Here is a 25,835-nt window from a genome sequence, read left to right as displayed (position 1 = left end):
GCTGTGGGAATTCGTGGTACACAGCGTCGGCGGCGCCACCAGTCCCAGCCCGAGTCCCACTCCCACGCTGAGCGGCGGCCCCGGCTGCCCGTGGGTCGGCTCCACCGCGCCGATCGCGCAGCGGGTGTCCCAGTTGCTGGGCCGGATGACGCTGGACCAGAAGATCTCGCTGTTGCACGGCAACGGCAACTCCTCGCCGTACATCGGGAACCTGACCGGGATCCCGTCGCTGTGCATCCCGGGCATGGGTTTCCAGGACGGCCCTGCCGGCGTCGGGGACGGGCTGGGCGGCGTGACCCAGATGCCGTCGGCGGTCACCCAGGCGGCAACCTTCGACACCGCACTGGAGCAGCAGTACGGCGCGGCGATCGGCAACGAGTTCGCCGGCAAGGGGGTGAACGTGGCGCTCGGCCCGACGCTGAACATCTCCCGGGATCCGCGCTGGGGCCGCAACTTCGAGACGTTCAGCGAGGACCCGTACCTGACCGGGCAGCTGGCCGCCGCCGACATCCGGGGCATCCAGAGCCAGGGCGTGATGGCGCAGGCCAAGCACGCGGCCGTCTACAACCAGGAGACCTACCGCAACGGGCCGGCCGACAACGCGATCGTCGACACCCGCACGCTGGAGGAGATCTACCTTCCCGGATTCCAGACCGCCGTGACCGCGGGTGCCACCGCGTCGGTGATGTGCGCGTACAGCACGGTCAACGGCCAGTACGCGTGCCAGAATCCGTACCTGCTCAACACCGCGCTGTACCAGCAGGCCGGGTTCGGCGGGTTCGTCACCAGCGACTGGGGCGGCGCGCACTCCACTGTGGACTCGGCGAACAACGGCATGACGATGGAGATGCCCAACGGCTACTTCTACGCCGACTTCCTGAAGCAGGCCGTGGCGAACGGGCAGGTCCGCCAGTCCACTGTGGACACGATGGTGAGCCGGGTGCTCACCCAGATGTTCGCGTTCGGCCTGTTCGACAAGGCGCACACCGGCTCGCCGACCGCGACGGTCACCACCGCCGCCCACGTCGCCGTGGCGCGGCAGGGCGCCGAGGAGGGCACCGTCCTGCTGAAGAACAACGGGGTACTGCCACTGTCCACGTCGACCACCCACTCCATCGCGGTACTGGGCGTGGACGGCGGCGCCGGCGTACAGAGCATCGGCGGCGGCAGTGCCACCGTCACCAGCTCGGGTACGGTGTGGCCGCTGACCGGGATCCAGAACCGGGTGGCCGGGACAGGCACCACGGTGCAGTACAACGACGGCAGCAACCTGACGTCTGCCACCACGCTGGCCCGCGGCTCCGACGTGGCCATCGTGTTCGCCAGCAACAACTACGGCAACGAGGGCAGCGACCAGCCGACCATCGACCTGCCGGGCAGCCAGAACCAGCTCATCTCGTCGGTGGCCGCGGCCAACCCGCGCACGATCGTGGTGCTCAACACGAACTCCGCCACCACCATGCCGTGGCTGGCCCAGGTGGCCGGCGTGTTCGAGGGCTTCTACCCGGGGCAGCAGATCGGTACCGCGATGGCCGAGCTGCTGTTCGGCGACGTGAACCCGTCCGGCAAGCTGCCGGTCAGCTTCCCGGCGAGCCTGGCCGACGTGCCCGCGCACACCACCGCGCAGTGGCCCGGCACTAACAACCAGGTGCAGTACTCCGAGGGCGTGGACGTCGGGTACCGGTGGTACGACGCGAAGAACATCGCGCCGCTGTTCCCGTTCGGGTACGGCCTGTCCTACACCACGTTCGGGTTCGGCAACCTGTCGGTGGGCGCGCTGTCCGGCGGCAACTCGGCGGTGAGCGCCACGGTCACCAACACCGGTTCCCGGGCCGGTACCGAGGTGGTCCAGCTCTACGTCGGCGACCCGGCCTCGACCGGGGAGCCGGTGCACCAGCTGCGCGGCTTCCAGCGGGTCACGCTGTCGCCGGGCCAGTCCCAGACCGTCCACTTCACGGTGAGCGCGCACGACCTGGCGCACTGGGACACCGCCGGGAACGCGTGGAGCACCACTGCCGGCACGTACCAGATCCTGGTCGGCGACTCCTCGCGCAGCCTGCCGCTGTCCGGCAACCTCGCGGTCGCCACGACGATGAGCGGTAACGCGGCTGGCTCACCGGGCGCGACCGGCTCATCCGGTGAGCGGACGTTGGCGGTGGCCAACCCGCACGGCATGAGCAGTCCGGTGGGCAGGGCGGTCAGCTGGGCGTACGCGCCGGGCACGACCGGCGTCACGTACACCGCGACCGGGCTGCCCGACGGGCTGTCGATCAGTCCGACCGGGGTGATCTCCGGTACGGCCACCAAGGCCGGCACGACCACCGTGACCGTGGCGGCCCGGGACGCGGACGGAGCGACCGGCAGCGCGACGTTCGTCTGGACCACCACCTGACCGTGGTGCCGCGTCGCCGGACGGCACCCCGGCGGCGCGGCACCGCAACCCCCGTTGTGGACGGGCGGCCGGCTACGACACAGTCCGCTACGACACAGTCCGCTACGACGCGCTGCGCCGCGACACGGTGCGCTACGACACCGCGCGGCGGGGCGCGACCAGACCCGTCTCGTACGCGACCACGACCGCCTGCGCCCGACTGGTCAGGTTCAGCTTCGTCATCGTCCGGTTGAGGTGCGTCTTCACGGTCGCCTCGGTCACCACCAGTTCCCCGGCGATGTCGGTGTTCGACAGTCCCCGGGCCACCAGCCGCAGCACCTCGATCTCCCGGCCGGTCAGCGCGCGCAGGCTCGGCGGCGGGTCCCGGCGCGGCCGGGCATGGTGAACGTACGCGCTGATCAGGCGGCGGCTCACGCTCGGCGCGAACAGGCCCTCACCGCCCGCGACCGTGTGAATCGCCGCGACCAGCCGGTCCGGTGCGGTGTCCCGCAGCAGGACCCCGGACGCCCCGGCCCGCAGCGCGGCGTCGACGCTCTCCAGCGCGGCACTGCACAGCACGAGCACTCGGGGCCGTGACGCGGTGGCCCGGGACACGACCGCCTCGGTGACCGCGACGCCGTCCATTCCGGCGGTGTCCATGTCGACGAGCACCACGTCCGGGTGCCGCACCGGTGCCAGCGTGAGGGCGTGGTCACCGGTGGCGACCTGGCCCACCACCTCCACCCCGGGCGCCGCCTGGATCAGCGCCGCCAGCCCGGCCCGGGCCAGCGCTTGACCACCGACGATCAGTACCTTCGTGACCCGGACCCGCTCGGCATTCATGACGCTCATCGCTCCGCCTCGCTCAGCTCGCTCATCGCCCGTCTCCCCCGACCTCGCTCACCCGGCGGCCCCCGTCGCCCGATCCTTCATCACCCGCTGTGCCACGCTTCGTCGCTCTCAGTGACTGCCCGTCGGAGTGGCATGACTCCGATGTCACGACATCGCGCTGCCTACAGCCTCCCCCGACGGACTTGCCAAAGCCCTTGCCGTCGGCATTACCACGGACGGTAATTGACGGCCGGGAGACCGATTAGCCCTTTTTATGGGTATTGGCGGGGACCGGCAGCCGCCGTTTCTCGCCGGCGGGAGCCAGCGACCGACGGCTTGGGCCGGGGCGACCGCCGCGCCGTCGCGACGAGCCAGCCGGCCGAGCCCAGGACAAAGGCGAGCGCGGCGAGTACGTAGGCGTCGCCGTACACCAGCTGCCAGCCGGTCCAGTGCAGCTCGGCGCCGCCGTCGTGCGGGGCCAGGCGCAGCAGTCCGGACGGGTGGATCCCGACCGCCGGGTCGATGCCGCCGTGCGTACCCAGCCGCAGCGGCCACCACCCGAACAGTCCGACGAGGGCGGCGCCGGCCGCCAGCGCACCGACCGGGCGCACCCATCGGGTCCGCCAAACCCGCGACAACCGTGCCGGCGGTCGCCCAGCGCCTCCGTCCCGGGGAGCGCCGTGATCAGCGGCGCGATCGGTGCCCCGGGTACCGCCGCGTGCCGGGCCGGCCGGGCGCGCGATCACCAGCGCGAGCCCGGCCACCACGTACACCCAGTGGTGCGACCACGAGATCGGCGAGACCAGCAGCCCGGTGACCGCGCACAGGCAGACCCCGAGCAGTTCCAGCCCGCGGCGGCCGGCCGCGACCGCGGCGCCGAGCCCGACCACCCCGGCGGCCAGCGCCGCGACGATCCACGCCGGGCCGGCGCCGGTGTCGTGGTGGGCCAGCCGCAGCACCAGACCATTGAGCGACTGGTTCACCAGGCGCACCGGACTGTCGCCCGGCTGCGCGAACTGCCCGCCCCAGTAGCCGGCCGAGTCCCGCCCGAGGACGGCGAAGCCGACCGCCACGGTACCGGCGAAGCTGGCCGCGCCGACCACGGCGGCCCGTACCCGGCCGGTCAGCAGCAGGTACGGGATGAAGATCAGCGGAGTGAGCTTGAGCCCGCCCGCGATACCAGTCGCGATGCCCTTGTACCGCGCGGTGTCGGGCGCCGCGAGGTCGACGAGCACCAGGGCCATCAGGATCAGGTTGATCTGGCCGAAGTGCAGGGTCAGGTCGACCGGTTCGAGACACAGACCGACGGCGGCGACGGTGAACGTCAGCGCCAGCCGCCGGTCCCGCGACCGGCGGCTCCCGCCGGCCGTCCCGGCCCCGCCAGCCGTGGCGCCAGCGGCCGGCCCGTCAGCGGCCGGGCGCACGACGGCCGGGTTCGTCACGGCCGGGCTCACGACGGCCAGGCGCACCGCGGCGTGGGCCGCCAGGACCAGGCCGCACACGCCGGACACCGCCAGGATCACCTGCCACACCGGGAAGCTCAGCGGACTGAGCGTGGCGAAGACGAGCGCGGCGAACGGCGGGTACGTGAACGGCAGGTGCGCGGTGCCGAACGTCTGGGCGTACAGCGCGACACCGTGCCGTACCGCGGCTCCCGCCTCGCGGTACACCACCGCGTCCGACTGCTGCCAGTAGGTACCGGGCCGGGACGCGACCAGCGTCGCCCAGCCGGCGACCGAGGCGAGGAACAGGCCGGCGGCGCCAGCGAGCCGGTTCACGGGCAGCCCGGCGACGGTGCGGTCGACAGCCGTCTCGGCGGGTCCGGCAGGTGAAGGACCAGGTAACCGTCCCGCTGGTAGGTGACCCGGTATCCGTTGTCCTTTAGGTATCGGACCCGGTCGAGCTGGTCGGGCAGGTCGCAGAACGGGAACTCGTGGCTGTGCACGTCGGCCACCACCCAGGGGGCCCAGCGCGGCAGGCGGTCCCACAGCAGTACCGTGTCGCGCCCCGACAGCTGCGGTCCGAGCGTGTCCGCGGCCTCGACGGTGACCCCCGGTGGCACCTGGGCGACGGCCGACGCCGCCGCCCGCTGTGCGCTGTCGCGCTGCCACGCCGGACCGTGCAGCAGCCGGTCGAACGCGAACGACGGCACCGCGGCGAGCGCGACCGCCAGGACGGCGCACGCCCACACGAGCCCGCCCCGCCGGGCGACGAACGCGCGGATCCGGGAACCGGTCCCCTCCGCGCGCGCCTCGCGCCCGCCTCGGCTCCCCGCGCCCGCCCGCCCAACGCCCGACTGCCCAACGCCCGACCGCCCAACGCCCGCCCGCCCCGCGCACCAGCGTTGGATGCGCGCCACACCGTCGATGCCCGCGGCGAGGAGCGGGATCACCAGGAACGCGTTGTAGTGGAAGTCCAGCCCCCACCAACTGGTCTGGTCGGCCAGCATCCGCTCGGCGAGCAGAGCCAGCGCCAGCACCAGGTACGGCGACGCCAGCGGGGCGAGCGCCGCCATGCCCAGAAGCCAGAGCAGCGTACGCACCTTGATCTCCGGCTGGACGAACGTGCGCAGCGCGTCCAGCGGATGGGTCACGATGCCCCACGCCGCGGTCGGTACGGTGGGGCCGAACTGCCCGTACCGCCAGTAGTAGTCCGACCGGCCGCCGAAGGCGGGGATCACGTACCGGGTGGTGACCGCGACCGCCAGCAGCCCGCCGGCGGCGAACGCGAGTCCGAGCAGCACCTGCGTACGGCGACGCGGCACCGGCCGCACGGCGCTCGCCAGCAGGCACAGCCCGAACGCGCTGACCAGCAACCCGACGTCTTCCTTGACGGTCAACAGCGCCACCGCCGCCAGGGCGACCTGCCACCACCGGCCGCGGCCGTGCCGGAAAGCCGAGTACCGCTCGAACAACAGCGCGGTGAGGACCGGCGCGAACGCGGCCTCGTGGAAGTCGAACGCGACCGCCTGCGCCACCGGCCAGGACAGCGCGTAGCCGGCCGCGACCAGGTAGGCCGGCCGGGTACCCAGTTCCCGGCGCGCGAAGGCGAACAGCGGTACGACCGCCGAGGCGAACAGCAGCGCCTGCGCGACCAGGAGCGTCTGCGGCCCGTCGTGGATCCAGTACAGCGGAGCGAGCACGGCGAGGATCGGCGAGAAGTGGTCGCCGAGGATCGAGAAGGCGGTACCGAAGCCGTTGTGGACGCCCTTGACGATCGCGACCGGCAGCCCGAACCGGCTGTACGACCGCTCGGCCTGGTCGAAGATGACGAGGTCGTACGTGCTGGTCCGGAACGTGTGGTACTGGCTGAACGACAGCGCGAGGTAGAGGACGGCGGCAAGACCGGCGATGACGGCCACGCCCACCCGGTCGCCGACCGGGAACCGGCGTACCCCGACCGCCGGTGCGGCCACTCCGCCGGAGTCGGCTCCGGCCGCCGGGACCGGGTGGGACGACTCCGACCCTGACTCCGGCGCTGGCTCCGACGCTTCCTTCAGGGATGGCTCTGGCGCTGGCTTTTCGGAGGCCCGCGCCCGGGGCCCGTGTCCCGCCGCGGTGCCGCTCACCGGGGTCCGGGTCCGGTCGCCAGCGACGACGCGTCACCGGAGCCACCGCCCGGGCCGCCATGGGAGCCGCCCGGGCCGCCACCGTGGTCGCCGCTGGAGCCGCCGGTATGGTCGCCGCCATCCGGGCCGCCGGTATGGTCGCCGCCGCCGGAACCGCCGCGCACGCGCCGGCCCGGTCGGGTGAACGCGACGGCCAGCCCGGCCGCGCAGAGGTCGCCGGCCGTCATCAGCAGGCGGGACACCAGGGCGATCGCGGTCGCGTCACCGGTACGCATCGTGGTCCCGAGCACCGCGACCAGCAGCAGGTCGCGCACGCCGACCCCGGCCGGCACGAACACCGCGAGGAAGCCGACGCTCCAGGCGAACGCGAAACCGCCGACCGACAGCACCGCGGCCCGGCCGGGCGACGCGCCGAGGCGCACCGCGAGCACCCAGACCTGAGCGCCGTACGGGATCCAGGAGGCGAGTGCCCAGGCCAGCGCGGTGGCCACCGCGCGCCCGGTGAGCGGCTGTTCGAGCGGGGCGCGGCGGGCCAGCCGCAGCAGCCGGTTCAGGACCGGGTTGAGCACCCGCGGGTGCAGGCAGGCCAGCAGGACCGGGGCGAGCAGGAAAGCCCAGCGGTACCGGGCCGCGGCGCCACCGGCCAGGAACGGCAGCGTGAGCAGCGCGGCGATCAGGCCGGCGGCCAGCGACAACAGCATGGTCAGCGCGGAGGCGGTCGCGGAGCGGCGGCGCGGTACCCGATGGGCCCGGCCCAGCTCCATCTGCGCGAGTACCGGCCAGATCGAGCCGGGAACGTACTTGCCCAGCTGGCCGACGAACACCACCCCGGCCGCGGAGCGCAGCGGCAGCGGCGAGCCGAGCGCCGCCAGCAGTACCCGCCAGGACTGCATCCCGGCCGTCAGCCCGAGCAGGACGGCCACCAGCGCGCCGGCCACCGGGAGGACGCCGAGGTGCCCGAGCGCGGACCGTACCGCCGTCCATTGATCACGAATCTCGAGCGCGCACAGCGCGGCGGCCACGACCACGAAGCCCCACCGCACGACGCGCCCGGTCAGCAACCGGACGATCACGGTCAGCGGACCACGCCTTCCTCCGCTCGGCGCGGGCGGTTCGGCCAGCGGCCGGCCGTCCGGCTCGGCGGCGGCGACCGGCTGCTCGGGCATGGTGCGAGCTTAGTGAAGAGGCTGGGCCGGGCGGACGGCGGTGAGCAGTCGATCATGACGGATCCGCCGCGGCACGTTTCCGGTGGCCCGGCGCGTCCCACTAGGGTGTGACGTCATGCGGGTACTCGTCTTCGGCACGTACGACGCCGCGATGCACCCGCGTGTCGCCACGATCGCCGAGGGGTTGCGAACCTCCGGCGTCGACGTCGCCGAGTGCAACGCCCCGCTCGGCCTCTCCACCGCGGACCGGGTGGCCATGCTCACCCAGCCGTGGCGGGTGGTCGGGCTGCTGGTCCGGATCGTCCGATGCTGGACGGTTCTGACCCGAACTGCCCGGCGTGGCCCCAGGCCGGACGCGGTGTTGGTCGGGTACCTCGGGCACTTCGACGTCCACCTGGCGAGATTGATCTTCCGGCGGGTACCGGTGCTGCTCGACCACCTGATCGGGGCGAGTGACACGGCCCGGGACCGGCGGGCCGGTGGAGGCGCCCGCGGCGCGCTGCTGAGCCTGATCGACTCCGCGGCCCTACGCGCCGCCGACGTGATCCTGGTCGACACCGAGGAACACCTCGCCGCGCTACCGGACCGGCACCGCCCCCGGGGCGTCGTCGTCCCGGTGGGGGCGCCGACCGCGTGGTTCGCCGACCGGTCCGGGTCCCGGCGCTTGTCCGGCCCGGTCGAGCCGGACCCGTCGCCGGCGGCGCGGGACGGCGGAGGGGCGCGAGCCATCGGAGGGGAGCCCGGCCCGCTCCACGTGGTGTTCTACGGCCTCTACACACCGTTACAGGGCACTCCGGTGATCGGGGCCGCGCTGGGCGCGCTCGCCGGCTCCGGGATCCGGGTCACCATGATCGGCGCCGGGCAGGACCTGGCCGAGGCCCGGCGGGCAGCCGCGGCCAACCCGGACGTGCGCTGGCTGGACTGGGTACCGGCGGCCGAGCTGCCCGGGCTGGTCGCCGCGCACGATGTCTGCCTGGGCATCTTCGGTACCGGGCCGAAGGCGAGGCGGGTCGTGCCCAACAAGGTGTTCCAGGGTGCCGCCGCGGGATGCGCGATCGTCACGTCGGACACTCCGCCGCAGCGGCGCGCGCTGGGCGACGCCGCCGTCCTCGTGCCCCCCGGCGACGCGGACGAACTGGCGGGCGCCCTGCTGCGGCTGGCCGGTGATCGCGCCGAGTTGGACCGGATGCGGGACCGGGCCGGGCGACTCGCCCGGGACCGGTTCTCCCCGGCCCGGATCGTGGCGCCGTTGCTGGACCGGCTTCCCGGGGTACAGGACGGGCACGGTGAAGGCCGCGCGACGAGTACGGCGAGCGCGGGACGTGACAGCACGCGACATGACGTGGACGGAGGACGGAGCAGGTGACCGAGCGATCGACAACCGAACCATCGACGACCGAACCATCGACGGCCGGGGCGGGACGGGGCGGCAGGCTGGACACGCTCGCTCCGCTGACCCCCAACGCCTGGCTGCGCTTCGACCTGGTCGGCCGCATGCTGCCCGACGGCATCCGGGACGTGCTGGAGGTCGGGTGCGGCCAGGGAGCGCTCGGCGCGCGGCTCGCCCTGCGGTACCGGTACCTGGGCGTCGAGCCCGATCCGGAGTCGTACGCCGTGGCCGCTCGGCGGATGGCCGGAGTGGGCGGCACCGGGGAGGTACGCAACGTCACGGTGGAGACGCTCGACGCGCGGAGTTTCGACCTGGTGTGCGCGTTCGAGGTACTGGAGCACATCGAGGACGACGCGGCCGCGGTGACCGGTTGGGCGGCCCGGCTGCGTCCCGGTGGGTGGCTCATGCTCTCGGTGCCGGCGCACCAGCGCCGGTTCGGGCCGGCCGACCACATGGCGGGGCATTTCCGCCGGTACGACCCTGAGGTGATGAGCGCGCTGCTGACCCGGTGCGGCTTCTCCGACATCGAGGTCCGCGAGTACGGGACGCCGCTGGGGTACCTGCTGGAGACCGCGCGCAACGCGGTCGGTCGGCGCCGGATGGCCCGCCTGGCCACGATGTCCGTCGAGGAGCGCACCGCCGGGTCCGGGCGGCTTCTGCAGCCCAGCGGCGGCGCGTACGGGGCGGCGGCCCGTTGGGGTACCGCGCCGTTCCGGATCGTGCAGCGAGCCTTCCCGCACACCGGTACCGGCCTGGTCGTCCGCGCCCGGCTCGCCGAAGGCACCTGACCGGGCCGGCGGACCCGCGTCAGTGGGGTCTGGACCGTCAGTCGGGTCTGGACCGGACGATGAGGTCGGCGAGCAACGCGAGCGAACCGATGATCAGGCCGGTGAGGAAGATCAGCACGGTGTTGGTGGCCAGCCGCACCGGGTGCACCGCGACGTCCACCACGGCCTTGACCACGCCGATCGCGAGCAACCACAACGCGAGCGGCATCAGTGCCTTGATCGGGTTGAAGTACATCACCATGCGCAGTACCTGCAGGATGTACCGGTAACCGTCGGCCACGAACCGGAACTTCGAGCGTCCCGACCGCCGCGCATACTCGATCGGCAGGTACTGGATGTCGTGCTGGTTGGACAGGAACGCCAACGTGATCGTCGTGACGCAGGAGAATCCGGTGGGCAGCAGCCGCAGGTATGGCTGGGCCACCTCGCGCCGGAACGCGCGCAGGCCCGAGTTGAGGTCGGGGATCCGCTGGTCGATCAGCCACTCGGCGACCTTGCGGATGAACCACTTCGCCGGTACGCGCAGCAGCTTGTAGGTGCCCTCCTCGGTGGTGCGCGCGCCGACCACCTGATCGATGGCGGGGTTCTCGTCGAGCAGGCGGACGAGTTCCGGGATGCGCTCGTTCGGGTACGTCATGTCGGCGTCGGTCCACACCACGATGTCGCCCCGGGCCGCCTGTGAGCCGATCCGGCGCACCGTGCCCGCACCACCGTTGCGGAGGAACGGAACCACCTTCACGTTCGGGTACGCCGCCTCGGCCTCGCGCAGCACGTCGAGTGTCGAGTCCGTCGACGCGTCGTCGACGGCGAGCACCTCGTAGCTGTAACCCGAGGCGTCCATCGCGTCGCAGATGCGTGCGACCTCGAGCTTGACGTGAGCTTCCTCGTTGTAACACGGCAACACGATGGTGACGCGTGGCGGCGGGGCGTCAGCATTCTCGCCGAGGGGTGGAAGCGCAAGGCTACCGGGCAGCAACACTGTCTGTTCCGGGTCGGCGAGCATCGCCTTTCCGACTCCCATCGTCACATCGGATTTCGCTTTACTCGGCCCAGACCCGTCGCACGGTGCCGCGGCTCCGCGCCTTCGCCCTGGTCCCTCTGCCCGACAATAGTCCCACGTGGGCCAACCGGCTTTCCAAGGCCGCTTGCGAAGGGATCCTCCCCCGGGTTCCCGTGACGGCGAGCGCGGTCATCGTTACCACGTGCCACGTCGAGTCACTCGCGGCAGCGACGCGATTACGGTCGGGCGACCCAGAAGTCAAGCAGCAGCGGCATTGTGCCGTCCGGTCGCTGGATCAGCTCTTGCTGATCCTGCCGGGTACGCAGCCGGACGGCCCGGACCGGATCCAGGCCCAGGTCGCTCAACGCGTCGTGCTGAGTACCCGCGATGACCGGAGTACGGCCCGCCGAGCGGATGCTCGCCGTCACCTGATCGAGCGCGGCTGTCGTCGGGTCGTTGAGATGTGCGACCGGGACCTGGCACTGTGCCCGGATCGTGGGCGCCCACAACGTATCGGTGAGAACCACCGAATCGTTGCTGTGCAACGCGCGGCACACTCCGGCCATCGCGGCGAGTTCACCGAGTTCGGTGCGGTCCTCCGCGACCGGCCCGGTCGCCTTCCAGATCGGCACGACCAGCACCGCGACCACCGCCACCGTGAGGGCCCAGGGCAGTGCGACGGTTCCGGTTACCGCGAACCGGCGCCGTGCCGCGGGCGGGTTCGGTTCCGTGGCCGGGTTCGGTTGTGCGGCCGGGTTCGGTTGTGCGGCCGGGTTCGATCGCGCGGCCGGGTTCGGTTGTGCGGCCGCGCCGCGTACCCGTGCGCGCAGCCAGCGGTTGCCCTCCGCGACCGCCCAGGTGGCAAACAGCACCATGCCGGGAAGTACCTCGACGACCAGCCGGCGGTCCGCCCACGGATGGTCGGGCGTGATGCCGGGACGCAGCAGCGTCAACACGGACGAACCCAGGTACACCAGCAGAACGCCGGCCCACGCCAGCTCGCGCCCGCGCAACACCCGGATGGTCAGCGCGACCGCCCCGGCGAGCGCGGCGGCGAGCACCGGCCAACCCAGGTACCAGGCGACCCACCAGACGCTCTGCTCCCCATAGCCGCGCGAACCGTCCAGCGGAAGCCCGAGCCGGCGCTGTGCCGTCTCGGTGAACTGCCGGACTCCGGCGTCGGTGACCGAATGGTCCACCGAGACGTACCGCCGCACGACAAGGCCGATCGCGATCACCAGTACCGCGACACCACCGGCGACCGGTACCACCCGCCACCATCGACTCACCCACAGCGACCGCCCGTACCGCCGTGCGGCGAGCGCGCCGAGGACCGTCACGACGGCGATCGCCAACATCGCGGCGACCATGAGCTCGACCGAGGAGATGTTCACCTGGACGTACGGGCGGGTGACGAACAGGCAGTCGATCAGCCCGAGCGCACCGCTGACGCCCACGCCGGCCAGGTACGGCCACACCGCACGCCGGCGGAACAGCCACAGCCCGGCCAGTACCGGAAGGGTCAGCGCGACGTCGATGCCGAAGTCCAGCCGCACCAACTCTCCGCCGGCGAACACCAGCCCGGCGGCGAAAGCGACCCGGCGGATCCGGTTGATGTCCCGGTCCCCGATCTGCCCGCCGCCGTCCGCTTTCGCCGTGACCGCCGGGCCAGCGCTCGTCGCGACCGCCGGGCCGGCTTTCGTCGTCACGATCAGGTCGACGAGCAGGCAACTGCCGCCGGCCAGGATCAGCAACGCCAACGGCTCGGAGAAGGTGCTCTGCGCCACCCGCAGCACCGGCCACGCGGAGGCGATCAGGAACGCCGCGAGCGGCGCCCAGCGAGCGCCGATCAGCCGGGCGGCCAGTCCCGCCACCGCGAGAATCGCGCAGCCGCCGATCACCGCCGGCAGCACGAGCATGCCGCCCCAGCCCCAACCCCAGTCGACGGCGGCCAGCAGCATCGGCCAGCCGGTCATGAACTGCGGGACCAGCGCGCTGCCGTGCTCGTAGAAGGCGGGGCTGCCGAAGCCCAGGTTGCCCGGCGTCGGCCCGAAGGCGGCGGCCGGATACGGATAGGTCAGCGCCTGGTGGTGGGCGAGCCAGTACGAGATCTGGATGTAGGAGCCGGCGTCACGACGGGGAATGACGTGCTCGCTGTGTGTCAACGCGGTGAACACCGCGAACCCGACGGTGATCGCCCCGGTGGCCAGGACCGACCACCACGGCGCCCGGATCGCGGTCCGGGGCCGGCGGATCAGTGCCAGGCCCAGCCAGAGCGCGACCACGGCGCCGACCGTCGCCACCGGAAGCACCACGACCGGCCGGAACACGCCGAGCGCCGCGAGCGGGAACGCCGCCAGCAACCATCCGGTCAGCGCGCACACCGGAACCAGAGACAGGAGGCCGAACACGCGGCCGGGCAGGTTGCCCTCGCCGGTGCCGACGACCGCTGAGCCGTCGCGGAGCCCGCGCGGGTCCCCCACCGTGGCGTCGGGCTTGCTCTCGGCCACATCGGTACCAAACACGCTGGGCGTCTCCCCACCTCGCCGGCCGCTGGTGGACGGCGTCGTACGGATGGTAGCGACCGCGCCTCGACCGGAGGTCCGGCCCACATCATTGCCGACAACTGGGGACGGACTCGACACCCGCCTCCGCTTGCGCCCTTTCGCTTGGTGCGGTACCGGCTGTCGCGGCCTCTCGATTCTATTCGGGTAACGGACGCGCATACTGCAACAAACCTGCACAGCGCAGTCATTGCCCAACTGGCGGGAGCTTTCTTAGCATGGGTACCCGCTGGGACCTTGCAGGCTTCCCTCGCGTGGGCAACGCGAGTGGCTCACCGGATCGCCGACGCGCGCCGCGACCGGGCCATGGCGCCCAGACCCCCGCAGGAGACAGTCATGCTCAGCAATGGGCGCATCCTCACCAGAAGGCTGTTCACCAGAAAGCCGCTCACCAGAAGGCTGCTCACCAGGAGACGCCGCATCGCGCTGCTCGGCGGCGCCCTCGCGGCCAGCACCGCGCTGGCCGCCGCCGCTGTCACCACCGTCTCGGCACAGGCCGCCGCGGCCGGCTGCCGGGTCGCGTACTCGGTGACCTCCCAGTGGCCGGGCGGCTTCACCGGCAGTCTCGCCATCACCAACCTCGGCGACCCGCTCACCGCCTGGACCCTGAAATTCAGCTTCACCGCGGGGCAGCAGGTCACCTCGGGGTGGAACGGGACGTTCAGCCAGAGCGGCAGCGCGGTCACCGTCACCGACGCCGGCTACAACGGGGCCCTCGGTACCGGCGCCTCCACCTCCGCCGGGTTCAACGCCACCTGGACCAGCGCCAACCCGGCACCGGCCAGCTTCACCCTCAACGGTGTCGCCTGCACCGGCAATCCCACGACAATCACCCCCACGCCGACCGGTACCAGGACATCCGCCCCCAGTCCGACGCCGACGCGGACCAGTCCCACCCCGACGCCCACCCGCACCACGGCGCCTCCGACCGGCGGCAACCCGCCCGCGTGGCCGACCGCGACCGGCAGCGTCACGGTCACCGCGACCATCAAGGTGTCCGGCACGTACGACGGGCAGCTGCGCCGGTACACAGCGTCCGGCCTGGGCGGCGGCGACCAGGACGAGGACCAGCAACCGGTCTTCGACCTGCCCAGCGGCGGCACGCTGCAGAACGTCATCATCGGCGCACCCGGTGTCGACGGCATCCACTGCGAGGCGACCTGCACGCTGCGCAACGTGTGGTGGGAGGACGTCGGCGAGGACGCGGCCACGCTCAAGGGCAGTTCGTCGTCGCAGACGATGACCATCGACGGTGGCGGCGCGCGACACGCGGACGACAAGGTGTTCCAGCACAACGGGCCGGGCACGTTCATCATCCGCAACTTCCAGGTCTCCGACTTCGGGAAGCTGTACCGGTCGTGCGGCAACTGCTCGTCGCAGTACAAGCGGTCCGTGCAGATCCAGAACGTCTGGGTCACCTCTCCGGGCAGCGCGATCGCCGGCATCAACACCAACTACGGCGACAGCGCCAGGTTCTCCGGCATCACCATCATCGGCGACAGCAGCAGGAAGATCAGTATCTGCGACAAGTACACCGGCAACGACGACGGCGATGAGCCGGTAAAGACCGGCAGCGGCGCCGACAGCACGTACTGCCTCTACTCGTCATCGGACATCACGTACCGCTGATCGGGCGGCCGGTCACCCGGCAGCGTTCACCGGGCGCGGAGCTTCCGTCCACAATGGATGGTGGCTTCGCGCCCGCGAACCGCGACAATGGGCTCGACTGGTCCGGGTCGTCGCGCGGCGCCAGACGCGCCGAGCCGGACCAATCTGGAAGCACGCCCCGACCGAACAGGAGCGAGCCGATGGCCTACGTGTTCGACCCCGACACCGTCCACGAGTGCGCGCTGGCCTGCCTGGGCAAGCCGAAACCCGCCATGTTCGACGCCTTCGCCGAGGCGATGGAGAGCAGCTATCCCGAGCGGCTGGATCTGGACCAGCCATGGATCTTCAGCAACGCCGGCGGCGCCATGATCCAGATGAAGCTCTACTACGCGTCGCTGTTCGAGTACATCATGATCTGGGGCACCCCGATCGGCTCCGAGGGGCACTCCGGGCGGCACGCGGTCGGCTTCTGGGACACCGTCATCGACGGTGAGATGTGGTACTACGGCGAGGGCCAGTTCGACAAGCGCGTCTACCAGCCGGCCGACCGGGTATATGTCGGGCCCAACCAGGCACGCGCCATGAACTTCACCGACGGCGTGTGGGCGGTCGAGTACGCCCGCGGTCCGCTGCCGCTGTCGGTACCGTTCGGTGTCGCCGACGAACTGCTCAGCACGCTGGACTTCGCGACGGCCGCGCAGACCCTGACCGTGTACGCCTCACTGGTCGGGCACCACTGGCAGCAGCCGGCCCCGGACGGCACTCCGGCACCGGCGCTGCGGCGCGCGCTGGGGACGGTACTCGGCAGGATCGGTCCGATGCTGACCAACGCGGTCCGGCCTCCGGCACCCGACGATCGGATCCCGTCCGACACCTGAGCCGCCATCGCGACCATGCCGCAGTGAACCGGGCCGCGGCGAAGCGGGCGAGGCCCGGCCGGGAGCGCGTCAGGAACCGGAGCCCACGCCGGGGCCGGGCCGCGCCGGTCGGGGCATCGTCCGGCCGGTCCGGTGCAGGCGCGCCCGGGCCCGGTAGTACGGCGACAGGCGCAGGATCGCCGCGCGCGCGAGCGGCGTGGCCAGCGGCACCAGGCGACGCTTCCAGCCCAGGCTCGCGGCGACCGCCTCGGCGATGTCCTCGAACGTGTGGCGCTGGTAGCGCAACAGCCGTTCGCTCTCCCGGGTGTCCAGCCAGTCGGTGGCGTACCGCGCGGAACTGAACGCGTCGTCCGGCAACGGCTCCACGCCCATCGCGGCCAGCATCCGGGTCAGGTACTCCCGGTAGGTCAGCTGGCACGACGGGCCGCCGCCGATGAACAGCACCCGGTCCCACACCTCCGGCTGCTCCAGCGCGTTGGCGATCGCCAGACCGGCGTCGTCGGCGTGCAGCGACTCGATCCGGTTGTCCAGGCCGATCTCGAACATGATCGGGTGCGGCTCGCGGACGCTCAGGATCGGCACGTCGGCGAGGCGGAAGATGGCCCAGTTCAGGCCGGAGGCCCGGATCATCGACTCGCATTCGATCTTGTGCGAAGTGTATGGGTTCGTCGCCATCAGCGGATCGTCCTCGTGCCGCGGCGGCGGCCGGTCCAGCGTGATCCCGTGAACGTCGAACGTGGAGCTGAACAGCAGCCGCGGCGCGGTGGGCTGGGCGAGGCAGGCGGCCACCACGTTTGCCGTGCCGCCGACGTTGGTCTCCCGCGCCCGGTCGGAGTGCTCGTCGGCGAGCGGCGGGATCATCGCGGCGAGGTGGATGACGGTGTCCACCCCGTCGACCGCGCGGGCCACCGCGTTCGGGTCAGTGACGTCGCCCCAGGCCACCTCCGCCTCGGGCGCCCACTGCCGGGCCAGCCGCCGGTTGACCGTGCTGAGCCGGGCGAAGCAGCGCACCTGGTGGCCACGGCCGACCAGTTGCGGCAGGGTGTGCGAGCCGATGTTGCCGGAGGCGCCGGTGAGCAGAATCTTCATCGACGCTCCTTCCTAGAGGATGTAAGGGATCAGGGCCCGCCGGCCGGGCGGGTAGTCGACGAATCGCTGCCGGTACCAGTCGTGGTGGGACAGCGCCCGGGGCACCAGGTTTGCCGCGGTGTAGACCGCGAATGCCAGGCCCGGTACCGACCAGGTGGCCAGCGCCCAGCCGCTCCACTCGACGATCTCGCCGAGGTAGTTGGGGCACGACACCCAGCGGAACGCGCCCCCGCGCGGCACCTTGTAGCCGGTCTCCCCCGGTCCGCGCAGGGACCGCAGCGTCTGGTCGGAGCGGAGGTTGAGTCCGAGGCCGAACAGGAAGAGCGCGGCACCGATCAGGAAGCGGGGATCGGCGAGCCAGCGCAGCGGGTAGTCGCCGGCCGCCGACACCCAGCGCGCGTTGACGGACGCGTTGAGGACGTTGAACGTGACCGCGAGCCCGGCGACGGCCAGCGGCATCCGGCCGCCGCCACGCAGCCGCAGCGGGTAGACGAACGCGCGGTGCGCGTAGTGGACCTGCCACAGCCCGAGCAGCACCAGGGGAACCGGGGCGCCGCGGTGCGGGCCGGCCGCGTAGACCCCGACGAAGACCAGGCAGGCCGGGCTCTCCATGAGCAGCCAGCCGAGCCGGGCCGGGATCGTCGGGCCCCAGCCGCCGCGCACGTATCTGCCGTAGGGCGCCCGGATCAGGCGCAGTCCGACGAACGTGGCGACGGCCAGCGCCAACTCCAGCGACACGAACGCGCGGTACAGGCCGGAGGCGGGCACGTGTCGAATTCTAATTCACGTCACGGATTTCAGATCAGCGTGGCGTAGAGCAGATACCCGTTCAGCACGATGATGACCGACGCGATGCCGCCGGTGAGCGCGGTCGTCACCGGCCGGTTGACCAGCCCGCCCATGATGTCCGCACGGCGGGTCAGCAGCACCAGCGGGATGAGCGCGAACGGGATGCCGAACGACAGCACCACCTGGGAGACCACCAGGCTGGCGGTGGCCGGCAGCCCCAGCCCGAGCACCACCAGGGCGGGCAGCATGGTCAGCCCACGCCGTACCGGCAGCGGGATCCGGCGGCGGATGAAGCCCTGCATGACGACCTGCCCGGCGTACGTGCCGACGCTGGACGAGGACAGGCCCGAGGCCAGCAGGGCCACCGCGAACGCGAGTGCCGCGCCGCCGCCGACGAGCCGGCCGAGCCCGGCGTGTGCCGCCTCGATCGAGTCGACGTGCACCATGCCGGCGCGGTTGAACAGGCTCGCCGCGATGACCAGCATGGACAGGTTGATCAGCCCGGCGACGCCGAGGCCGACCAGGACGTCCAGCCGCTGGAAGCGCAGCAACTCCCGGCGCTGGGCCTCGTCGCGGCAGTACACCCGGGCCTTTGTCAGGGCGGAGTGCAGGTAGACCACGTGCGGCATCACGGTCGCCCCGATGATGCCGGCGACCAGCAGCACGCTGTCGTGGTCGGGGAAGCCCGGCACCAGGCCGGCCGCGACGCCGGGCGGGTCCGCCCCGACCGTGACCAGGTCGTACGCGAATCCGAGGGACACGATGCCGAGCAGCGCGCCGATCGCCAGCTCGAAGCGGCGGGCGCCGTACCGCTGCTCCAGCGCCAGGATCGCGAACGCGACCACGGCGGTCAGCAGCCCCGCCGGGAACAGCGGCACGCCGAACAGCAGGTTCAGCCCGATCGCGGCGCCGACGAACTCGGCCAGGTCGGTCGCCATCGCGATCAACTCCGCCTGTACCCACAGGCCCCGGGACACCGCGCGGGGCAGGTGCGCCCGGCACAGCTCCGGCAGGTCGCGCCCGGTGGCCAGGCCGGCCTTGGCCGACAGGTACTGAACGAGCATGGCCATCGCGTTGGCCACCACGATGACCCAGGCCAGCGCGTACCCGTAGGTGGCCCCGGCGCTGACGTTGGTGGCGAAGTTGCCCGGGTCGACGTACGCGACCGCGGCGACGAATGCCGGCCCGAGCAGGGCCACCACTCCGCGCAGCCGGCCCCGCGAGCGCAGGGTCTGCAGCGCCGGCCGGGCGGCGGACCGGGGCGGTGACGTCGGGGCGCCGGCGGAGACCGCCGGCGCCCACAGCGCGGATTCACCGGTTCGGGGAACCACGGTCAGCCGATCGACGGGCCGAGCCCGAGCGACTGCGGCGTGCTGGAGTCCGGCGAGGGTTGGTGCAGCCCCTCGTCCAGCGCGCCGTACTCGGTCATCAGCGCCGGGCTGCCGCCCCAGGGTGTCTGCTCCTCGGCGATCAGGGTGTTCGTGGTCAGCAGCAGCCCGGCCACCGAAGCGCCGTTCTGCAGCGCCGAACGGGCCACCCGCAGCGGGTCGACGATCCCCATCTCGATCATGTCGCCATAGCGCCCCTGGAGGGCGTCGAACCCGTGGTCCTGGCCGAGCCCGGAGATCTGCGTGACCACTTCGTGGCCGGAGTACCCGGCGTTCGCGGCGATCAGGTACGCCGGCTCGGTCAGTACCCTCCGGACGATCTCGACCCCGACCGCGTTGTCGTCCTTGACCTGGAGGTCGGCCAGCGCCCCCTCGGCGTGCAGCAGCGCGGCGCCGCCACCGGCCACGATGCCCTCGGCCATCGCGGCTCGGGTCGCGGACAGCGCGTCCTCGACCCGGTGCTGCAACTCCTTCAGCTCCGCGTTCGTCGGCGCGCCGACCTTGATGACGGCGACCCTGCCGGACAGCGACCCGATCCGCTCGGTCAGCACGTCCTCGTCGATGCCGAACGTTGCCCGGCTCAGCTCGGCGCGCAGCTGGTCGAGCCGGAAGCGCACGCCCTCGGCCGAGCCCGCGCCGCCGACGATGGCCGTGCTGTCGGCGTTGACCCGTACCTGGTCGGCCCGGCCCAACTGGTCGAGCGTCATGGTCTCCAGGGTGAACCCGCACTGCCGGCTGTAGACCGCGCCGCCGACCAGCGCGGCGATGTCCTCCAGCTTGTGCAGCCGGCGGTCGCCGAAGCCGGGCGCCCGCACCGCGACGCACTGGAACACCCCGTTGGCGTGGTTGTGCACCAGCATGCTCAGCGCGGTGCCCTCGACGGTCTCCGCGACGATGACCAGCGGCCGGGGGGCCCGCATGATCTTGTCGAGCAGCGGCATCAGCTGCTGTACCTTGGTGATCTTCTCGCTGCACAACAGGATGTACGGGTCGTCCACCACCGCTTCGAGGCTGGCCGGGTTGGTCACCATGTACGGCGACAGGTACCCGTTGTCAAACTGGAACCCCTCGACGAAGTCGACACTCATCCCGTTCGCGGGCGACTCCTCCACGGTCACGACACCCGCGTCGCCGACCGTGTACAGCGCCTTGGCGATCACCGCGCCGACCGTGTCGTCGTCGTTGGCCGAGATGGCCGCGACCCGCGCGTAGTCCTCCTCGGTGACCACCGGATGGGCCACCTGCCGCAGGTGCTCGACGAGCCGCGCGACGGCCAGGTCGATGCCGCGCTTGACGAGGACCGGATTCGCGCCCGCGTCGATCGCGGCCATGCCCTCGTGCACGATCGCCTGCGCGATCACGGTGGCCGTGGTCGTCCCGTCACCGACGATGTCGTTCGTCTTGATGGCGGCTTCCTTGACCAGCTGGGCACCCATGTTCTCGAACTGGTTCTTCAGGTGGATCTCCCGGGCGATGGTCACACCGTCGTTGGTGACCACCGGCGTCCCGGTGATTTTCTCGAGGATGACGTTGCGCCCCTTGGGCCCGAGCGTCGACTTGACCGCCTCGGCCAACTGGTCGACACCGGCCATCAGCAGGCCGCGGGCCTGCGCTCCGAAACGTAGTTCTTTGGCCATCGGTACTCCCGGGAGGGTTGGGTGTCTGCGTACCTGCGGTGCCGGCGGTCAGGGAACGAGGATGGCGCGTCCCCGTACCCGTCCGGCGTCCAGATCGGCGAGCGCGTCGGTCGCGGCGTCCAGCGGGTACGCCCTGGTGTGCAGGGTGACCTTCCCGGTCTGAGCGAGGACCATCAGCTCGGCGAGTTCGTTGTAGGTCCCGACGATGTTGCCGACGATGTTGCGCTCGGTGGAGATGATGTCCAGCGTCGGGATGTGGACGGCGCCGCCGTACCCGATGACGTAGTACGAGCCGGTCCGCGCGGTCATCGCGAACCCGTCCTGCTCGGCGCCCTGCTCGGCGACGAAGTCGAGGACCACCTCGGCACCGGCGCCGCCGGTGAGCGCCCGGACCGCGTCGACCTGGCCGCCGTCGGCCAGCACCGTGTGGTGCGCGCCCAACTGCGCGGCGAGCTTGAGCGCGTCGGCGTTGCGGTCCACCACGACGATGGTCGTCGCGGTCAGCGCGGCCAGGCACTGGATGCCGATGTGGCCGAGCCCGCCCGCGCCGATCAGCACGCAGGTGGTTCCCGGGTACAGCAGCGGGACGGCCTTGCGGACCGCGTGGTAGGCGGTGATGCCGGCGTCGGCCAGCGCCGCCACGTCCTGCGGGCGGGTCTGCGGGTCGAGCTTGACGCAGGCCCGGGCCGAGGTGAGCAGGTATTCGGCCATCCCGCCGTCGCTGTCCAGCCCGGGGAAGGAACTGTTCGCGCAGTGCATGTCCTGGCCCGCCCGGCAGGCCCGGCACAGGCCGCAGGTCGGCGTCGGGTGCAGGATCACGGTGTCGCCGACCTGGACGTTGGTGACGGCCGAGCCGACCTCGTGCACCCAGCCGGCGTTCTCGTGCCCGATCGTGTACGGCAGCGCCGGGTGCATCGCCTCGGCCCACTGGCCCTCGATGATGTGCAGGTCGGTACGGCACACCCCGGCCCCACCGATCTTCACGACGACGTCGAGCGGCCCGCTGACGGACGGCTCCGGCACCTCCTCCACGACGGGTTGCTGGTGGTACCCGTGCAATCGGACGGCTTTCATGGCTCCTCCTCACCTAACCCCGTGTCGGCGTACCGGTGCCGGAGCATGCCCCGGCAGATGCCGGTGTTCGCGTCGGCACCGACCCGGGTGACGCGTGCCCGGCGCAGGTGCAGCGGTACCGCGCCGGCCCCGACCGGTACTCCGGTCGACGGCTCGATCAGCAGCGGGTCGCCGTCGCCGGCCGGCAGCCCCAACTCGGCGCGACGGCGCCGTAGCCGGTCGAGGTCCCGGCCGGCGGGCACCTCGCCGAGAGTCAGCTCGGCCAGCCGGGCCGGCGTGGCGCCGGCGTCGACCAGCGGCCGGCACACCCGGTCGGTGCCCGCCAGTACCGCCTTGCGCAGAAAATCGGCGCGCAGGTCGTGCAGTTCCCCCTCGGCCAGTCCGGCAAACGACCGGGCGAACCCGGCCCGCGCGGCCACCCCGCCGTTGATGGCCTCGGCGGCGAAGTGGTCTTCGAGCACCACCTCGGTGCCGCGCACGCCGGCGGTGGCGCTGACCGCGTCGTACGCGTCGGCCACCATGAGGAACGCGAAGTTGGGCGCGCAGAAGTACGTCGGCAGCCGCAGCCGTACCCGCACGTCGCCGGCCGGGGAGACGGTGCACGCGGTGACGAAACCGAGCGCCGTGATCGGCTCGTCCAACTCCGGATCGCGCACCGTCTCCAGCGCGGCGAGGACATCGGCCCTCCCGGCTGCCGGGGCCTCGACGCGCTCCCGGCCGGGCACCACGGTGGTGCCGGTCATCACGGCTCGACCAGCTGGGCGGCCTCCCGCTGGGCCGGTACGCCCTGACCGCCCTCCAGCCGGCACTCCGCCGGTACGTCGATGCCGTACAGCCGTGCGGCGTTCAGACCCAGGATCTTCTTCTTGGTGGCTGTGGTGATCCGCGGGTAGTCGGAGAACTCGTCACTCGGGTAGTCCCAGTCGACGAACCCCTCGACCTGCCACTTCGGTTCCCAGATCCCGTAGTCGCTGCCGAACGTCATCTTGTCTTCGCCGACCCAGAACAGCAGCTCGCCCATGACCTTCGCGAAGAACTTCGGCCGGGCGTGCATCAGGCCGCCGATGACCACGGACAGGCCCGCGTACACGTTCGGTTCCTGGGTGGCCATGAAGCAGAAGTCCTCGATGCGCGGCAGGCCCACGTGCTCGACGATGAAGTTCAGGTCGGGGAAGTCGGTCGCGGCGTGGTCGACGTCGGAGACGTCGAAGGCGTCCTTGTCCAGCGGCCAGATCGTCGGTCCCTTGTGGACGTGGATGTTCACGATGCCGAGTTCCTGGCACGCCTCCAGGTACCGGTACGCCTCCGGGTCGCGCAGCGTCCAGCCGCGCGAGCCGTCCCGCCACTCGGCGGTGTACAGCTTCACGCCCTTGGATCCGTAGCGCTCGACGTTGGCCTTGAGCGCCTTCAACCCCTCGTCGCCCTCGCGCGGATCCCACCGGGTGTTGGCGATGAATTTGCCCGGGTGCTTCTCGCCCAGGGCGGCGTTGCGCTCAGTCGTGTTGAAGCCCTCCCGGTACCACTCCTTCAGGTACGTCGGCTGGAAGACGGCCACGTCGACGTACCCGTCGGCGAAGACGTCGCGCATGAGGTCTTCCTCGGAGTACTTCTGGAACTTCTCGATCGGCCAGTGGGTCTCGGCCGGCCCCAGCCCCTGGTACGCGTGGAAGCACTCGATCCAGCCCTTGGCGTACTGTTCCGCTCCGGGTACCCAGTTGTCGGGGGCCGCGTTCCAGTAGTGCATGTGGCTGTCGACCACGAAGTACTTCTCGCCGTCCTTCTCGTACACTGGTCCCTCCTCTCACCGGCCCGCGGGCTCACCCGACCCGCAGGTCGAATCCGATGTACTCGGCCGCGTCCTCGGGGTTGGCGAACATGATCGTGCGGTCGTCCTCGTGGATCATCCGGCCGTAGTGCGTCGACATGTTCTCCTCGAACTCGGCGGCGTCGAAGTAGCCGGGCTCCTCGCCCAGCGCCTCGGAGACCTCGTCGTAGACGATGTCCATCCGGCCGACCGCGTCGACCCTGATCATCGACGGCAACGGCATCACGGTGACGTTCGGCTTGCCGCGCATGACCTCGGCGACCACGACGCCGACCTGGTTGTTCATCAACGTGAAACCGCACTTGTTGGAGGCCGTGCTGTCCGACTTGAACGGACTCTCGGCGATCACGAACCTGCTCGTTGTCCCAGTCATTGCGCCAACTCCTTCGGTGTGGCGAGGTCGAGGTCGGACAGGATGCCGGCGACTCGGCTCTTCGCCGCGTCCAGCGCGTCCTCGAACCGCGGCGGCTTGGCGTCGGGCTGCGACCACAGCGGCTGGAGCTTGCGGGCGGCAGTGATGCAGCGCGGCACCCAGGCGGACAGCCACTGCCCCAGCAGAGTCTTGTTGTGGTCGGCGAACTCGCGGTCGCCGGTCAGCAGCTCGAACATCGCCCGGGTGTAGCGCAGGTCGCGCTCGGCGAAGTCGTACTCCTCCGCGCCGACGATGGTGGGCGTGACGAAGTCGCCGTTGCGAGGCGCGGCGTGCTGGACCAGGTGGCTGCGGAACAGCTCGCCGACCAGCGGTTCGAACACGACGTTGGCGGCGAAGACTGCCTCGCACCAGTCGTCGATGGCGGTCAGCGCCTCGGCGGTGTCCCGGACACCCTGCCAGGCCGGGTCGTTGTTCCACGCGTCGAGGTGCGCCACGCCGTCGAACCCGTCGATCTCCTCGGACAGCGTGAGGTTGTACAGCGCCAGGTCCTGTGCGGCGCGGATGCGGTGCATGCTGTTCACCGAGATGGCGTTGTTGTGCATGTTCGTCGGCGCGCGCCGGTTGGCGTTGGCGAACAGGTACAGCCCCAGGCCGTGGTCGACGTGCATCCAGGCGCCGACGTTGCGCTCCACGAAGCGCACCCAGTTCGGGCTCCACTGCGCGAACGCCTTGGCCTGCCGGGCGTTCTCGACGTTCTGGGCGACCTGCCGGACGACGTTGGAGTTGTACCGGTACAGGCTCAGCTCCCACTCCTCGTTGGGGTCGCGGAACTCGTGCCAGCCGTGCGCCGGCCAGTCGTAGCCCCGGCCGCCCGAACCCGGGAACCGCTCCGGCTCGGGGCGGTCGGAGCCCCACGCCTTGCACGCGGTCCAGTCCAGCGGGTACCCGCCGCGGCCGTCGGAGAACCCGTACAGCCAGCCCTGCGCCAGGTAGTGCCGCGGGTCGGGCTGTACCTCGACCGTCACGTCCTCGTAGTGGGTCTGCTTGCGCTTGGCCGGAGTGAAGTAGTTGAACCGGCGCGCGGTGGAGTCCGGGAACTCCCGGGCCCCGGCCTCGGCGTCGGTGAACACGGGCTGTGGCAGGCTGCGCTGCTTCGGTACGGTCTGTTCCTGCGCTGTAGTCATTGGGCCGTTCCCCCAACCTCTGTCGTACCGGTGGTGGTGAACTTGTCGTAGTAGATGTGTTTCTCGGCCACGCCGAGCGTGATCAGCAGCGGCATCGCCGCCTCGACCATCGGTGGCGGCCCGCACACGTAGGCGTGCGCACCGGACAGGTCGCTCTCGTGGCGGGCCAGCACGTCGGTGATCAGACCGGTCTCGCCGGACCAGCCGTCGTCCCCGGCGTCCTCGGACAGGGCGGGCTCGGACAGGGCGGGCTCGGACAGGGCGGGCTCGGACAGGGCGGGCTCGGACAGGGCGGGCTCGGACAGGGCCGGC

The 25,835-nt window shown here is 71.5% G+C and carries 20 protein-coding genes and 1 pseudogene; 5 read left to right on the top strand and 16 right to left on the bottom strand.

The genetic code is table 11. The features are described from left to right. Positions 1 to 2,392, top strand: a 2,392-nt coding sequence (locus Raf01_RS45440) for a beta-glucosidase family protein (protein WP_203924384.1), incomplete at its 5' end; no start/stop codon positions are given. 132 nt (positions 2,393 to 2,524) lie between these two features. Here the strand turns inward: Raf01_RS45440 and Raf01_RS45435 are convergent. The 4 genes from Raf01_RS45435 to Raf01_RS45420 form a co-directional block, all read right to left on the bottom strand. Beyond that, complete coding sequence (locus Raf01_RS45435) at positions 2,525 to 3,223, bottom strand: LuxR C-terminal-related transcriptional regulator (RefSeq protein WP_239134492.1); 699 nt, start codon at positions 3,221 to 3,223, stop codon at positions 2,525 to 2,527. 251 nt (positions 3,224 to 3,474) lie between these two features. Further along, positions 3,475 to 4,980, bottom strand: coding sequence for a glycosyltransferase 87 family protein (locus Raf01_RS45430; RefSeq protein WP_203924383.1), 1,506 nt, complete (start codon positions 4,978 to 4,980; stop codon positions 3,475 to 3,477). Beyond that, positions 4,977 to 6,617, bottom strand: a complete 1,641-nt coding sequence (locus tag Raf01_RS45425; RefSeq protein ID WP_203924382.1) for a DUF2079 domain-containing protein — start codon at positions 6,615 to 6,617, stop codon at positions 4,977 to 4,979. Before Raf01_RS45425 ends, Raf01_RS45430 begins: the two co-directional genes overlap by 4 nt. 149 nt (positions 6,618 to 6,766) lie before the next feature. Continuing rightward, positions 6,767 to 7,936, bottom strand: coding sequence for a lysylphosphatidylglycerol synthase domain-containing protein (locus Raf01_RS45420; RefSeq protein WP_203924381.1), 1,170 nt, complete (start codon positions 7,934 to 7,936; stop codon positions 6,767 to 6,769). 115 nt (positions 7,937 to 8,051) lie between these two features. Here Raf01_RS45420 and Raf01_RS45415 point away from each other — a divergent pair, with 115 nt between their 5' ends. Both Raf01_RS45415 and Raf01_RS45410 read left to right on the top strand, forming a co-directional pair. Continuing rightward, on the top strand, positions 8,052 to 9,302 hold the full coding sequence (locus Raf01_RS45415; protein ID WP_203924380.1) for a glycosyltransferase: 1,251 nt from the start codon (positions 8,052 to 8,054) through the stop codon (positions 9,300 to 9,302). Beyond that, positions 9,299 to 10,114, top strand: coding sequence for a class I SAM-dependent methyltransferase (locus Raf01_RS45410; RefSeq protein ID WP_203924379.1), 816 nt, complete (start codon positions 9,299 to 9,301; stop codon positions 10,112 to 10,114). Before Raf01_RS45415 ends, Raf01_RS45410 begins: the two co-directional genes overlap by 4 nt. 37 nt (positions 10,115 to 10,151) lie before the next feature. Here the strand turns inward: Raf01_RS45410 and Raf01_RS45405 are convergent, their stop codons facing one another. Beyond that, positions 10,152 to 11,135: a glycosyltransferase family 2 protein gene (locus tag Raf01_RS45405; protein ID WP_203924378.1), complete on the bottom strand. Its 984-nt coding sequence runs from the start codon at positions 11,133 to 11,135 to the stop codon at positions 10,152 to 10,154. Between the two features lie 215 nt (positions 11,136 to 11,350). Next, positions 11,351 to 13,639, bottom strand: a complete 2,289-nt coding sequence (locus Raf01_RS45400; RefSeq protein WP_203924377.1) for a hypothetical protein — start codon at positions 13,637 to 13,639, stop codon at positions 11,351 to 11,353. 375 nt (positions 13,640 to 14,014) lie between these two features. Between Raf01_RS45400 and Raf01_RS45395 the strand changes: the two genes are divergently transcribed. Further along, positions 14,015 to 15,307 carry a pectate lyase gene (locus Raf01_RS45395; RefSeq protein ID WP_203924376.1) on the top strand — a complete coding sequence of 431 codons (1,293 nt, stop codon included), beginning with the start codon at positions 14,015 to 14,017 and terminating at the stop codon, positions 15,305 to 15,307. Positions 15,308 to 15,486: 179 nt separating this feature from the next. Continuing rightward, positions 15,487 to 16,164 carry a hypothetical protein gene (locus tag Raf01_RS45390; RefSeq protein ID WP_203924375.1) on the top strand — a complete coding sequence of 226 codons (678 nt, stop codon included), beginning with the start codon at positions 15,487 to 15,489 and terminating at the stop codon, positions 16,162 to 16,164. Positions 16,165 to 16,233: 69 nt separating this feature from the next. Here the strand turns inward: Raf01_RS45390 and Raf01_RS45385 are convergent, their stop codons facing one another. From Raf01_RS45385 to Raf01_RS45340, 10 genes and pseudogenes are all read right to left on the bottom strand, one after another. Beyond that, positions 16,234 to 17,253 carry an NAD-dependent epimerase/dehydratase family protein gene (locus Raf01_RS45385; protein WP_203924374.1) on the bottom strand — a complete coding sequence of 340 codons (1,020 nt, stop codon included), beginning with the start codon at positions 17,251 to 17,253 and terminating at the stop codon, positions 16,234 to 16,236. Between the two features lie 12 nt (positions 17,254 to 17,265). Beyond that, entirely contained in the window at positions 17,266 to 18,021 is a 756-nt protein-coding gene (locus Raf01_RS45380; RefSeq protein WP_239134491.1) for a DUF1295 domain-containing protein, read from the bottom strand. A gap of 29 nt (positions 18,022 to 18,050) precedes the next feature. Then, on the bottom strand, positions 18,051 to 19,373 hold the full coding sequence (locus Raf01_RS45375; RefSeq protein ID WP_308442707.1) for an Nramp family divalent metal transporter: 1,323 nt from the start codon (positions 19,371 to 19,373) through the stop codon (positions 18,051 to 18,053). 2 nt (positions 19,374 to 19,375) lie between these two features. Beyond that, complete coding sequence (gene groL, locus Raf01_RS45370; RefSeq protein WP_203924373.1) at positions 19,376 to 21,067, bottom strand: chaperonin GroEL; 1,692 nt, start codon at positions 21,065 to 21,067, stop codon at positions 19,376 to 19,378. Positions 21,068 to 21,115: 48 nt separating this feature from the next. After that, positions 21,116 to 22,141 (bottom strand): NAD(P)-dependent alcohol dehydrogenase, encoded by a 1,026-nt coding sequence (locus Raf01_RS45365; protein ID WP_203924372.1) that lies wholly within the window; start codon positions 22,139 to 22,141, stop codon positions 21,116 to 21,118. Beyond that, positions 22,138 to 22,884 (bottom strand): iron-sulfur cluster assembly protein, encoded by a 747-nt coding sequence (locus tag Raf01_RS45360; RefSeq protein ID WP_203924371.1) that lies wholly within the window; start codon positions 22,882 to 22,884, stop codon positions 22,138 to 22,140. The genes Raf01_RS45365 and Raf01_RS45360 overlap by 4 nt, the downstream gene beginning before the upstream one ends. Continuing rightward, positions 22,884 to 23,930 (bottom strand): amidohydrolase family protein, encoded by a 1,047-nt coding sequence (locus tag Raf01_RS45355; RefSeq protein ID WP_203924370.1) that lies wholly within the window; start codon positions 23,928 to 23,930, stop codon positions 22,884 to 22,886. Before Raf01_RS45355 ends, Raf01_RS45360 begins: the two co-directional genes overlap by 1 nt. A 28-nt stretch (positions 23,931 to 23,958) precedes the next feature. Then, positions 23,959 to 24,339, bottom strand: coding sequence for a propane 2-monooxygenase effector subunit MimD (mimD, locus tag Raf01_RS45350; RefSeq protein WP_203924369.1), 381 nt, complete (start codon positions 24,337 to 24,339; stop codon positions 23,959 to 23,961). After that, positions 24,336 to 25,523 carry a ferritin family protein gene (locus tag Raf01_RS45345; protein WP_203924368.1) on the bottom strand — a complete coding sequence of 396 codons (1,188 nt, stop codon included), beginning with the start codon at positions 25,521 to 25,523 and terminating at the stop codon, positions 24,336 to 24,338. The genes mimD and Raf01_RS45345 overlap by 4 nt, the downstream gene beginning before the upstream one ends. Beyond that, positions 25,520 to 25,835: pseudogene (locus tag Raf01_RS45340) on the bottom strand (hypothetical protein); the annotation flags it as partial. The pseudogene Raf01_RS45340 and the gene Raf01_RS45345, both read right to left, overlap by 4 nt.

The sequence above is a fragment of the Rugosimonospora africana genome, from assembly GCF_016862975.1.
GTDB classification, from domain to species: domain Bacteria; phylum Actinomycetota; class Actinomycetes; order Mycobacteriales; family Micromonosporaceae; genus Rugosimonospora; species Rugosimonospora africana.
The sequence above is the reverse complement of the archived record's forward strand: the minus strand, read 5'-3'. Positions and strand labels throughout refer to the sequence as shown.